Here is a 12668-nt window from a genome sequence, read left to right as displayed (position 1 = left end):
CCTCATTGCCGCGCGATTGCTAAAAAAAGACGACGGAGCCTTCGGGCTCCGTTTTCTATTTTTGGATCCCTTTAACGTTAAAAATGAACGCGAAAACTCTTTGACTGACAGGATTTAAACGTCCCCAGGTCACCTTTTTTATGTTGAGAAGATGCCTGCGTTTCATCGCCACGGCTGATGCTGATAGCTGACCCCGGCCACCAGGTTGCCGGACGTGAGCAGCCACTCATCGCGCGCCGGAGAATAGTCATATTCATCGCCATCATCCGAGCCGTTTTCCAGCTCCAGTACCTGCTGATAGCGGCGGATGCCGCACTGATCAGCGGCTGTTTTCAAGCACTGCCGCCAGCCGCTGCACCAGCCCGTCCGCCTGTTGCTGCGAACTGATATTCACAAATCCCATCAGCAGGCCATTCGGACGTAAAGCCTCGCCCCTCACGTGGCGCTCAACCTGCCAGTCGGACAGCGCCTGCACTGCCAGCCCCTGTTCACGGGCATTTGTGGCGATCAGCGCATCGTCCAGTGCGGCATTCAGTGTGGTGCAAAGCTGGATCCCGCCGACCTGCTGGCTCACACGTAATATGTCCGCCGGAAACGCCGCCGTCAGCGCCTTTTCCAGATAGCCGCGCCGCTCAGCATAAAGCTGACGCATCCGTTTCAGATGCCGGTAGAAATGCCCCTGCTCGATAAATTCCGCGATACTGCTTTGCACCAGAGGCGGCGTTCCGCAAATTCGCAGCGGGCAATACGCTTCGATTTTTTCCACCAGGCTGTCCGGCACCACGACATATCCACAGCGAAGCGCCGGAAACATCACTTTGCTGAATGTTCCCGCGTAAATCACCCTTCCCTGCGTATCGAGGCTTTTCAGCGAAGGCAAAGGCTGGCCGTGATAGCGGAACTCGCTGTCGTAATCATCTTCGATAATCCACGCCTGTTGCTGCGCTGCCCAATCCAGCAAGGCCATACGCCGCGCTAAACTCATGGTCACACCGGTCGGACTTTGATGAGCGGGCGTCACCACGGCAAATCGTGCGTTCGCAAACTGCGCCACCGCCTGCGGAACATTCATGCCTTCATCATCAACATTCACCGCCATCGGCGTGGCACCGGCGGCACGGAAAAATGCCTGCGTGACCGGATAACCCGGGTCTTCCAGCCAGACGCCGTCGCCCGGTTGCAGCAGGCTGCCGATGATCAAATCCAGCACCGGCGCATAGCCGCCGCAAATAAATATCTGTTCAGGACGGCAGGTAAATCCGCGGGAAAGTTGCAGATAACGGGCGACGGCGTGGCGTAAAACGTCCGTCCCTGCCAGCGGCGGATGGCCTAAATCATTCATGCTGGTGTGACGAATTTGCCGTGAAACAATGCGCGACCAGATCGCACGCGGGAACGCATCCAGTGCCGGAAGCCCGAGCTGGAAAGGCAGGGAAGAAACGGAAGGTAACATCGGGTTGACGGGTTTACGCCCGGCATCTTCTCTGACCGGCGAGGGTGCAGGGGCGGATAAACTTTCCGGCGCGCTGACTACCGTTCCGGCCTGTCCGCGGCTTTGCAGAAAGCCTTCTGCCATCAGCAAGCCATAGGCATTTTCAACCGTGGCGCGTGCCACGCCGAGTTCGCTGGCCAGCGCCCGCACCGACGGCACACGGCTGCCGCGTTTAAGCTGTCCTGCCATGATCGCCTGTTTCACCCGCTGATAAATCTGCCGGTAAAGCGGTGCTTTGTGTCGGGGATCGAGATGAAAGGCAAGGTCGAAGCGGTTCATTCATGACCTGCTTAAAGAGACATTTTATGGCCCTGTAGTATAGACCATACGCAGCGTAAAGTAGCGGTCATTGAGACGCACCCTGCGTCGCTGTTTAGCCCGAAACGCCCAGAGGAAATCATCATGACTGCACTTCGCCTGCCTTACTATTCCCTGTCTTCTTCGGTGATGGAACCGATGAAAGCCGCGCTCGGCGCACTGGAAAACGGTCCGCTGGATAACGTGATTATCGAGCTGGCGTTCCTGCGTGTGTCACAAATTAACGGCTGCGCCTATTGCCTGGATATGCATTCCAAAGCGTTGCGTAAAATGGAAGTCGCGCAGACCAAACTGGATCAGCTGGCGGGCTGGCAGGTCAGCCACGTGTATTCTGAGCGTGAACGTGCCGCGCTGGCGTGGGCCGAATCACTGACATTCGTTGCCGCTACCGGCGCACCGGACAACGCCTTTGAGCCGCTGAAAGCGCAATTCAGCGACGTGGAAATCTCGGAACTGACCTTCGCCATCGGTCTGATGAATGCGTTTAACCGCCTCGCGGTGGGTATGCGCCAGTAATTTGACCGCTTAAAAATTGAACTAAAAAAAGTTTTTCCTCGCCAGCCCGCTTCCTGCGGGCTTTGCCGCTTTTGCAATAAGCAAATTTAGAAAATCTACATATTGTGTGGTTGAAAATCCAAATCACTACATCTAGTATTCAGTTCATCGGGACGCCACGATGGCACCGACTCTCGCGCCTTTCCCCGGCTGAAGCAGCCGCACAGCGGTAAGGCAAAAATTGTCTCTGATTTCTTACAAGATGGAAATACGAATCATGAGCATTATTATTTACAGTAAACCAGACTGTGTCCAGTGCAACGCGACCTACCGTGCATTAGATAAACAAGGCATCGCTTACGAAGTTGTGGATTTGACTCAGGATGAGCAGGCGCTCGGCCAGGTTCGTGCGATGGGCTATCAGCAGGTTCCGGTGATTGTGGCCGGTGACGATCACTGGTCTGGTTTCCGTCCGGACAAAATCAGCGCCCTGCGCCAGCTCCAGAACGCGTTCTGAGGGCTGGCGGATGAATCCGTTGGTCTATTTTTCCAGCAGTTCAGAAAACACCCATCGTTTCGTCGGCAGAACAGGATTGCCGGCGATCCGTATCCCGGTAGATCGTCAGCCTGAAAAATTGCGTGTGGACTTACCGTATATTCTGGTGGTGCCGAGCTACGGCGGCGGTTCGGCCAAAGGCGCGGTGCCGACACAAGTGATCCGTTTTCTGAACGACGAACATAACCGTTCACTCATCCGCGGCGTTATCGCTGCCGGAAACACCAACTTCGGCGCAGCGTATTGTATTGCCGGCGATATTATTTCCCAAAAGTGTCAGGTGCCTTACCTGTACCGTTTTGAGTTGCTGGGAACGCCGGAAGACGTTGCAAAGGTCAGACAGGGAGTAACAGAATTTTGGCAGCGACAGAACTAGCAATCACCGACCCCGGCACCCGCGGCCCGGACTATCACGCGCTTAACGCGATGCTGAATCTGTTCGACGCTAACGGCCAGATCCAGTTTGATAAAGACCGCCTGGCCGCGCGCCAATACTTCCTGCAACACGTTAATCAGAACACGGTGTTTTTCCACAATCTGGCGGAGAAACTGCGTTATCTGGTGGAAGAAGGCTATTACGAAGCCGCCGTGCTGGATCAGTACGCGTTTGACGATATTAAAGCGTTATTCAAACAGGCTTACGCCAAAAAATTCCGCTTCCAGACGTTTCTGGGCGCGTTCAAGTATTACACCAGCTACACGCTGAAAACCTTCGACGGCAAACGCTACCTTGAACGTTATGAAGATCGCGTGTGCATGGTGGCATTGACGCTGGCGCGCGGCGACATTCAGCTCGCCGGGCATTTTGTTGATGAGATCATTTCCGGCCGTTTCCAGCCTGCCACGCCGACGTTCCTCAACTGCGGCAAAAAACAGCGCGGTGAGCTGGTGTCGTGCTTCCTGCTGCGCATTGAAGACAACATGGAATCCATCGGGCGCTCGGTCAACTCGGCGCTGCAGCTTTCCAAACGCGGCGGCGGTGTGGCGTTTATGCTGACCAACATTCGTGAAGTGGGCGCGCCGATTAAGCGCATCGAAAATCAGTCTTCCGGCGTTATTCCGATCATGAAGATGCTGGAAGATGCCTTCTCTTACGCCAACCAGCTCGGTGCGCGCCAGGGCGCGGGGGCGGTCTATCTGAACGCCCATCACCCGGATATTCTGCGTTTCCTCGATACTAAGCGCGAAAACGCCGACGAAAAAATCCGGATTAAAACGCTGTCTCTGGGTGTGGTTATTCCGGATATCACGTTCGAACTGGCGAAGAATAATGAAGATATGTACCTGTTCTCGCCGTATCACGTGGAGAAAGTGTACGGCGTGCCGATGTCTGAAATCAGCATCAGCGAGAAGTATCGCGAGATGGTGAATGACAAGCGCATTCATAAAAGCAAAATCAACGCGCGTGAATTCTTCCAGGTGCTGGCGGAAATTCAGTTCGAATCCGGCTACCCGTACATGATGTTTGAAGACACGGTTAACCGCGCCAATCCGATCAAAGGTCGCATCAATATGAGCAACCTGTGTTCGGAGATTTTGCAGGTGAATTCGCCGACGATCTACGGCGAAGACCTGTCTTATCAGGAAACTGGCAAAGACATTTCCTGTAACCTCGGTTCGCTGAATATCGCTTCGGCGATGGATTCACCGGATTTCGGCAATACTGTCGAAATGGCGGTTCGTGCGCTGACGGCGGTGTCTGACATGAGCCACATCCGCTCAGTGCCATCTATTGATCAGGGTAATCAGGATTCGCACGCCATCGGCCTCGGCCAGATGAATTTGCACGGTTACCTGTGCCGCGAGCGTATTTACTACGGTTCGGAAGAAGGTCTGGATTTCACCAATATCTATTTCTGCACCGTGGCTTTCCACGCGATCCGCGCATCGAACCAGATCGCCATCGAGCGCCAGCAGTCGTTTAAAGGCTTCAGCGATTCCACTTACGCCAGCGGCGCGTATTTCGACAAATATGTCGATGACGCACTGGCGGCGAAATGGCAGCCGAAAACAGAGCGCGTGCGCGAACTGTTTGCAGATGCCGGTATTGCCATTCCGACCACCGCAGACTGGGCGGCGCTGAAAGCCTCCGTGATGCAGCATGGCCTGTATAACCAGAATTTACAGGCGGTGCCGCCCACCGGTTCTATTTCCTACATCAATAATTCGACGTCGAGTATTCATCCGATTGTGTCCCGCGTAGAAATCCGCAAAGAGGGCAAAATTGGCCGTGTGTATTATCCGGCGGCGTTTATGACCAACGACAATCTGGATTACTACCAGGATGCCTATGAAATCGGCCCGGAAAAAATTATTGATACCTACGCCGAAGCCACGCAGCACGTCGATCAGGGGCTGTCGCTGACGCTGTTTTTCCGCGATACCGCCACCACGCGCGACATCAATAAAGCGCAGATTTACGCCTGGCGCAAAGGCATCAAAACCATTTATTACATCCGTCTGCGCCAGATGGCGCTGGAAGGCACCGAAGTTCAGGGCTGCGTTTCCTGCACGCTGTAACCGACTGAAAGGATTTAAAAGATGAGCGCAGTAAAACAATTGTTAGTGCCACAGCCGGTCAGCAAAGCCATTAACTGGAACAAAATCCAGGACGATAAAGATCTGGAAGTGTGGAACCGCCTGACGTCGAACTTCTGGTTGCCGGAAAAGGTGCCGTTGTCGAACGATATTCCGTCCTGGGCGACGCTCAGCGCAAAAGAGAAACAGCTGACGATCCGCGTGTTTACTGGCCTGACGCTGCTGGATACCGTGCAAAACGTGGTCGGCGCACCGACGCTAATGAAGGACGCGGTGACACCGCACGAAGAAGCGGTTTACTCGAATATCTGCTTTATGGAAGCGGTGCATGCGCGTTCTTACAGTTCGATTTTCTCGACGCTGTGCGCCACCGTGGACGTGGATGAAGCCTACCGCTGGAGCGAGGAAAACGTCGCGCTGCAAAACAAAGCCGCAATCATTTTGTCGTATTACGACGGCGAAGACCCGCTGATGAAGAAAGTCGCCAGCGTGTTCCTCGAATCGTTCCTGTTCTATTCCGGTTTCTATCTGCCGATGTACTGGTCGAGCCGCGCCAAGCTGACCAACACCGCCGATCTGATCCGTCTGATCATCCGCGATGAAGCGGTTCACGGTTACTACATCGGCTATAAATTCCAGAAAGCGCTGGCGCTGGAAAGCGAAGAGCGTCAGCGTCAGATCAAGGAGCAGGCGTTTGATCTGATTCAGGATTTGTACGATAACGAGATCCGCTACACCGAAGAACTGTACGACGGTGTAGGCTGGAGCGAAGACGTGAAGAAATTCCTGCATTACAACGCCAACAAAGCGCTGATGAATCTCGGCTACGAAGCCCTGTTCCCGGCCAGCATGGCGGATGTGAATCCGGCGATCCTCTCCGCATTATCGCCAAACGCCGACGAAAACCATGACTTCTTCTCCGGATCCGGTTCGTCGTATGTGATCGGCAAAGCCGTCAACACCGAAGACGAGGACTGGGATTTCTAAACAGCTCCTTCCCCTCGTGAGAGGGGAAGGAGGAAAACGGATGTTGCCGTTATTTTTCTCAGCGTTAGTATAGAAACAGTGTTTCAAAACCCTACGCGATCAGAAAAAGGAAACATCATGACGCCCTATCAAGCCTCATCCTCCCGTTACGAAACCATGCAATTCCGCCGTTGCGGTCAGAGCGGTTTACAACTCCCTGCCCTTTCTCTTGGCCTGTGGCACAGCTTCGGCCATGTCAGTCCGCTGGAATCCCAGCGTGCATTGCTGCAAAAAGCCTTCGATTTAGGCATCACCCATTTTGATCTGGCGAATAACTACGGCCCGCCTCCGGGCTCTGCGGAAGAAAATTTTGGCCGTTTGCTGAAGCAGGATTTCGCGCCATATCGCGATGAACTGATCATCTCCACCAAAGCCGGTTACGACATGTGGCCAGGACCGTACGGTTCCGGCGGCTCGCGCAAATATCTGCTGGCCAGCCTCGATCAGAGCCTGCAACGCATGGGGCTGGATTACGTCGATATCTTCTATTCGCACCGGGTGGATGAAGAAACGCCGATGGAAGAAACCGCAGCGGCGCTGGCTTATGCGGTGCAAAGCGGTAAGGCATTGTATGTCGGGATCTCCTCTTACTCGCCGGAACGTACCCAGATCATGGCGGAGTTACTGCGTGAGCTGAAAGTACCGCTGCTGATCCATCAGCCGTCATACAATCTGCTGAACCGCTGGGTGGATAAGAGTGGTTTGCTGGATACGCTGGACCAAAATGGCGCAGGTTGCATCGCCTTTACGCCGCTGGCGCAGGGGTTGCTGACCGGCAAGTATCTCAACGGCATCCCTGACGGCTCGCGCATGCAGGTGGAAGGGAATAAGGTGCGCGGGCTGAACGCCCAAATGCTGTCAGAAGATAACCTGAACAGCCTGCGGTTGCTCAATGAGATGGCGCAGCAGCGCGGACAGACCATGGCGCAGATGGCGCTGAGCTGGCTGCTGAAAGACGATCGCGTGACGTCGGTGCTGATTGGTGCCAGCCGCCCTGAGCAACTGGATGAAAACGTGAAAGCGCTGGATAATCTGCGCTTCACCGCTGAAGAACTGACAGCGATTGATAAGCATGTGGCGGATGGTCAGTTGAATCTTTGGCAGGCTTCGTCAGATAAATAACCATCCAAAACAAACGGGCGGATCTCCTGAAAGGATCCGCCTTTTTTTTAGCTCATCAGTTCTAAACGACGTGCGGTTTCGTAATGATCAACCCAATACTGATTATCCAGTGATGAAATAGTGACGCCTTCAATTTTCGAGGCATGAATGAACTGATGATCCCCGACATACACGCCGACATGACGATCGCCCGGCGACGTTTTGAAAAACACTAAATCTCCCGGTTTCAGATTATTTTTACTCACTTTTCTGCCGTTCCTGATTTGCTGAAAGGTGGTTCTTGGCAGGCGTGTTTGCAGGGAATCATTAAACAGATGCTGCATCAGCGACGAGCAGTCCACGCCTTTGTGGGTGGTGCCCCCCCAGCGGTAATGCGTCCCCTTCCAGCGCGGATATTCCGCCAGCAGGGCGCTTTTAATATTGTCTGAGTTGCCCGTATTGACCGCAGTCACGGTGGACCCTTTTCCATTAAAAAGTTCGCTATGGAAAAATTTGTAGGTGTCCATCGACTCAAATTCTTTAGGCATATCAAAAGCAAAGGAGTGGATGCTAAACAAACCGGTAACGAGCAGCAGTAAGGCAGAAACAAGCGATTTAATACGGAACATGCGTGGATTCTTTCGTCAAAAAATAGTGCTCTTCCTTACGTGGGAACCTGCTCACGGGGCGGGTGACTCGTCTCTGAGTGCGCAAATAATAACCGCCGGACAATAAATAAGCAGGTTGAATTGAGTCCAAAATTGGACTGGGGATTTTTTCTCAGGAAAACCCACCCCTTAGGCTGAAGGGGTGGGTGAAGGTGTTATGAGAAGAACTTCGCCAGAACAAACAGGCCGACAGAAACGTTGATAGCTCCCCCGATACGGGTAGCGATTTGCGCGAAAGGCATCAGCGTCATGCGGTTGCCGGAGGTCAGAATCGCCACGTCGCCCGTGCCGCCCTGCCCGCTCTGGCAGCAGGAAACAATCGCCACATCGATAGGGTGCATGCCAATTTTCTTACCCACATAAAAACCGGTGCCGACCAGCGCCAGCACCGTGGTCACAATCACCAGCAGGTTCTGAAGGGTGAAAGCGTTGATCAGTTCCTGCCAGGGCGTGATCGCGACACCCACCGCGAACAACACCGGATAGGTCACGGCAGTGCGGAAGAATTTATACACCGTCATCGAGCCGTGCTGAATAGTCGGCGAAACGCCGTTCGCCAGTTTCACCAGCACCGCCGCAAACAGCATGCCGACCGGCGCTGGCAGGCCGATCCATTTCTGGCCGAGCATCCCGACCATGTACAGCAGGATGGCCAGCAGCGCACCACAGGCCAGCGCGTTGACGCCCGGATTGCCCTCAAATTCATCGGTGCCACTGCCCATCTGGCCTTTTTTCGACGGCATCAGTTGGCCTTCGCCGGTAAGATGCGGATAACGTTTACCGAGCTGGTTCAGCACGCCCGCCAGCACAATGGCCGTCAGGCCACCGAGCATAACAATCGGCAGAATGCGCCCAAGCGCCACGCCCTGCTCCATATGCAGGATGGTCGCGTAACCCATCGACAGCGGGATCGCACCTTCCCCGACACCGCCAGCCATGATCGGCAGGATCAGGAAGAAGAAGGTTTGCATTGGCGGTAAACCTAAAACAGTGCCCATCGCCATACCGGCAATCATGCCGACCACTTCGCCGCACAGCATCGGTACGAAAATACGCATAAAGCCCTGGATCAGCACCTGACGGTTCATGCTCATGATGCTGCCGACAATAATGCAGCAGATATAAAGGTAGAGAATATTGGTGGATTTATAGAATTTGACCGTGGAATCAACAACAACATCCGGCAGCAGGCCGTAATGCACCATCGCCGAAGGAATAAAAGTGGCACAAATCGCCGCGGCCCCCAGTTTACCCACCACAGGTAAGCGTTTACCCAACTCGCCACAGGCAAAACCGAAGAAGGCCAGCGTGGCGACCATCACCACGATGTCACTCGGCAACTTGCCATTCAGGCAATCGAGCAGGATCAGCACGCCCGCCAGCAGGAAAAAGGGCAGCGGGATAATGCCTATCTTGTAGTGATCAAGAATGTGCCACCATTTTTGTCTGGCCGAGAGGCCGGAGGTTTTCGTTTCTTTGACAGCGATGTAGGAATCGTCGGTTGTGCTCATGACATTGCCTCTTTCTTCTGAAGACTTTTCTTATTGATGGTCTGAGCATATGAAAACAGGCGGTCAGCCGGGTGTGAGGTTGTTCAAATTAAAACCGCAGGGATAAAGGTTGTTATGGTGTTTATGGTGTTAATGCACCCTGATTTATAAGGATTATAAGATTAGTAGTAAATCCCGCTATTAACCCTGTTATTACTGTGTGAAATAATCATTATTTTAATCTTCTGTTCACAACTCCGCTTCTCTGCGATTACGACTCACATTTCGCCGTGATAGGCTTATTGAATGTATATCTCAGGTTCGCCGTGCAGCAGGTCGTATGAAATTCAGGTTACCTTTTCAGGTAAAACTCTTTTTATCTCTGGTGGTATTTTCCTGCGTGTTGCTGGCATTGCTGGGGGCAATTTTATTTCATATTATTGACCGTCAGTTACATCATGATCTGGGCCAGCGTGCACGGGTTCAGGCCAGCGAGATCGCTCTGATGCCGGGGCTGGCGCAAAAGGTGCAGGCCCGCGATATCCCCGGCATCGCGAAACTAATCCAGCCATTACGCGATAAAAGTGACGCCAGTTATATCGTTATCGGCGATACCCGCGAGCTGCATCTTTATCATTCCGAATCCCCGGAGCGCATAGACCTGCCGATGATTGGCGGTGATAACGCCGGTGTGCTGGCCGGTAAAACCATTATTTCCGTACGTCAGGGCGGCATCGGCGTTTCATTGCGCAGCAAAGCGCCGATTCTGGATGCCAGTAATCAGGTGATCGGCATTGTCTCGGTCGGTTATCTCACCTCTTACATCGATAATATTAATGGCCGCCGTCTGGCGCAGGCCGGTTTATACGGTTTACTGCTTTTATTACTGCTGTTTATTTTTTCATGGATGTTCACCCGCAACGTTAAAAAACAGATGTTCTGGCTGGAACCCAAAGATATTGCCCTGCTGGTCCGCCAGCAAAAAGCGTTGCTGGAAGCCATGTATGAGGGCGTATTTGCGATCAACGCCGAAAGGCAACTGATTTCAATTAACCGGGCCGCACGCGAGTTACTGGATATCCGCCAGCCCGAAAACGAGCTACTGGGTAAACCGCTGGCGGAGGTGCTTCAGACGCCGCCCACGTTCTTTACGCAACGTGGTGTCAGTGAAAACAACAGTCAGCATGATCAGATTACGGTACTCAATCAGAGACAGGTGATCGTCAACCGCGTACCCATCGAACTTGAACCCGGTGCAGAAAGTGGCTGGGTATTCAGTTTCCGCGATAAAAATGACATTAATACGCTGAGCAGCCAGCTGAGTCAGGTGAAGCGCTACGCCGATAACCTTCGCATTATGCGCCATGAACAACTGAACTGGACTGCGACGCTGGCGGGCTTGCTGCAAATGCAGCGTTACGACGATGCAATGCGCTATATTCAGGCACAGTCGGAAGGCGCGCAGGCCGTGCTGGATTTCGTCTCAGCACGCTTTACCTCGCCAGCACTTTGTGGCCTGCTGCTGGGGAAATACGTCAGTGCACGCGAAAAAGGTGTCGAGCTGAGTTTCGATCCCGCCTGTCAGCTCACCCGCATACCGGCAGCCATCAGTGAAACCGAACTGATGTCAGTGATTGGTAATTTGCTGGATAACGCCGTGGACGCCACACTGAAAGCACTGACGCCCCCGGCACCGGTCGAATTGTATATTTCCGACCGGAACCGGGAACTGCTGATTGAAGTCGCCGATCAGGGCAGCGGCGTGGAAGATGCACTCAAGCCGCACCTGTTTGAACAAGGCGTCACCAGCAAGCCCTCCAGCGGGCAGGACGCCACGGGTGCAGAACACGGTATCGGCCTGTATCTGGTGGCCGGTTATGTCCGTCAGGCGGGTGGCAGCATCGAAATCTCAGACAACACGCCGCAAGGTACAATATTTTCAGTCTTTATCCCGTATCCGGCACAAGCGTTAACAGGACAGAACCATGAATAACAGCAGCGCACTCGATGTCGTGATTGTGGAAGATGAGCCGCATCTGGCCGGTCTGCACCGTGATTTTATCGAGCAAAATTTCAACCTGCGCGTCGTCGGCATTGCGGCCACACTGGAGCAGACGCGTTCTCTGCTGCGCCTGCATCAGCCGCGTCTGATCTTACTCGATAACTATTTGCCGGATGGTCAGGGTGTCGATCTGATCGACAGCCCGTTGCTGAAAAGCTTCGATTGCTCGGTGATTTTCATTACCGCTGCCAGCGATATGCAAACCTGTAGCCAGGCCATGCGCAGCGGCGCGTTCGATTACATCATCAAGCCGGTGTCGTTCCATCGTCTGCGCAGTTCACTCGAGCGCTTTATGCAACTGGTGCAAACGCTGCGTAATGTGAAAGTGGTCGATCAGCGGGCCCTGGATAAGTTGTTCAATCTGCCCGCCAGCGATACACCGGCAGCCCCTTCTGCCAAAGGCATCGAGCCGAATACGCTCGAACTGGTTCAGCGGGTTTTCACGGCGAAACCCGACGTCAGCTGGTCGGTGGAACAGGTGGTTGAAGAGGTTGGGATCAGCAAAACGACCGGTCGCCGCTATCTGGAATATTGCGTGGAAATTGGCTTTATCGGCGTCGAGATGCAGTACGGAAATATCGGTCATCCGAGACGTCTGTATCGCAAAATAGCAGACGAAGAAAAATCCGTATCCTGAGGCCGAATTCCGGCCGTTTTGCGTGAAGAACTTCCCCCTCCCTGCCGGTGTCATCACCGGCGAATTTCCCGCATACCCCGCCTGTTCAGGTGATTATTTCATTACGTAGTCATCTTTCAGACAAGCGGTAAATTCACGGCTTTCACGCAAAGCTCAAATCTCTATTTACCCTTGCAAATCCCCTCCTCATAAAACGCATTAACTTCAGGGAAATACCTCAATAACTCCGTTCTAAAATCACACAAATAAAAAAGACAACAAATCCCACAAAATCAATAAATTACT

12 protein-coding genes are annotated in these 12668 nt (G+C 53.5%); 8 read left to right on the top strand and 4 right to left on the bottom strand.

Annotation, left to right across the window (positions count from 1 at the left end; all coding sequences use genetic code 11):
• Positions 1-162: 162 nt before the first annotated feature.
• A complete protein-coding gene (locus tag GW591_RS24260) occupies positions 163-336 on the bottom strand; it encodes a hypothetical protein (RefSeq protein WP_015689408.1) in 174 nt (57 codons plus the stop codon).
• Positions 320-1771, bottom strand: coding sequence for a MocR-like pyridoxine biosynthesis transcription factor PdxR (pdxR, locus tag GW591_RS21935; RefSeq protein WP_131638645.1), 1452 nt, complete (start codon positions 1769-1771; stop codon positions 320-322). The genes GW591_RS24260 and pdxR overlap by 17 nt, the downstream gene beginning before the upstream one ends.
• A gap of 123 nt (positions 1772-1894) precedes the next feature.
• On the opposite strand from pdxR, the gene GW591_RS21930 reads away from it, so the two are divergent.
• The 6 genes from GW591_RS21930 (at position 1895) to mgrA (ending at position 7547) form a co-directional block, all read left to right on the top strand.
• Positions 1895-2326, top strand: a complete 432-nt coding sequence (locus GW591_RS21930) for a carboxymuconolactone decarboxylase family protein (RefSeq protein WP_013574098.1) — start codon at positions 1895-1897, stop codon at positions 2324-2326.
• A gap of 256 nt (positions 2327-2582) precedes the next feature.
• A complete protein-coding gene (gene nrdH, locus GW591_RS21925; RefSeq protein ID WP_013574097.1) occupies positions 2583-2822 on the top strand; it encodes a glutaredoxin-like protein NrdH in 240 nt (79 codons plus the stop codon).
• Between the two features lie 10 nt (positions 2823-2832).
• On the top strand, positions 2833-3237 hold the full coding sequence (gene nrdI, locus GW591_RS21920) for a class Ib ribonucleoside-diphosphate reductase assembly flavoprotein NrdI (protein WP_013574096.1): 405 nt from the start codon (positions 2833-2835) through the stop codon (positions 3235-3237).
• A complete protein-coding gene (gene nrdE, locus GW591_RS21915) occupies positions 3219-5381 on the top strand; it encodes a class 1b ribonucleoside-diphosphate reductase subunit alpha (RefSeq protein ID WP_119261268.1) in 2163 nt (720 codons plus the stop codon). Before nrdI ends, nrdE begins: the two co-directional genes overlap by 19 nt.
• 21 nt (positions 5382-5402) lie before the next feature.
• Positions 5403-6386: a class 1b ribonucleoside-diphosphate reductase subunit beta gene (nrdF, locus tag GW591_RS21910; protein ID WP_013574094.1), complete on the top strand. Its 984-nt coding sequence runs from the start codon at positions 5403-5405 to the stop codon at positions 6384-6386.
• Positions 6387-6503: 117 nt separating this feature from the next.
• Positions 6504-7547: an L-glyceraldehyde 3-phosphate reductase gene (gene mgrA, locus GW591_RS21905; protein WP_013574093.1), complete on the top strand. Its 1044-nt coding sequence runs from the start codon at positions 6504-6506 to the stop codon at positions 7545-7547.
• A 47-nt stretch (positions 7548-7594) separates the two neighbouring features.
• Here the strand turns inward: mgrA and GW591_RS21900 are convergent, their stop codons facing one another.
• Both GW591_RS21900 and GW591_RS21895 read right to left on the bottom strand, forming a co-directional pair.
• Positions 7595-8155, bottom strand: coding sequence for a C40 family peptidase (locus GW591_RS21900; protein WP_013574092.1), 561 nt, complete (start codon positions 8153-8155; stop codon positions 7595-7597).
• A gap of 194 nt (positions 8156-8349) precedes the next feature.
• Positions 8350-9705 (bottom strand): 2-hydroxycarboxylate transporter family protein, encoded by a 1356-nt coding sequence (locus GW591_RS21895; RefSeq protein WP_013574091.1) that lies wholly within the window; start codon positions 9703-9705, stop codon positions 8350-8352.
• A 319-nt stretch (positions 9706-10024) separates the two neighbouring features.
• Between GW591_RS21895 and GW591_RS21890 the strand changes: the two genes are divergently transcribed.
• Positions 10025-11677, top strand: coding sequence for an ATP-binding protein (locus GW591_RS21890; RefSeq protein ID WP_166861368.1), 1653 nt, complete (start codon positions 10025-10027; stop codon positions 11675-11677).
• Positions 11670-12383 carry a response regulator gene (locus GW591_RS21885; protein ID WP_112152328.1) on the top strand — a complete coding sequence of 238 codons (714 nt, stop codon included), beginning with the start codon at positions 11670-11672 and terminating at the stop codon, positions 12381-12383. The genes GW591_RS21890 and GW591_RS21885 overlap by 8 nt, the downstream gene beginning before the upstream one ends.
• Positions 12384-12668: the final 285 nt, after the last annotated feature.

The sequence above is a fragment of the Rahnella aceris genome (assembly GCF_011684115.1).
Lineage (GTDB): Bacteria > Pseudomonadota > Gammaproteobacteria > Enterobacterales > Enterobacteriaceae > Rahnella > Rahnella aceris.
This window is presented reverse-complemented; position numbering and strand designations above follow the sequence as displayed.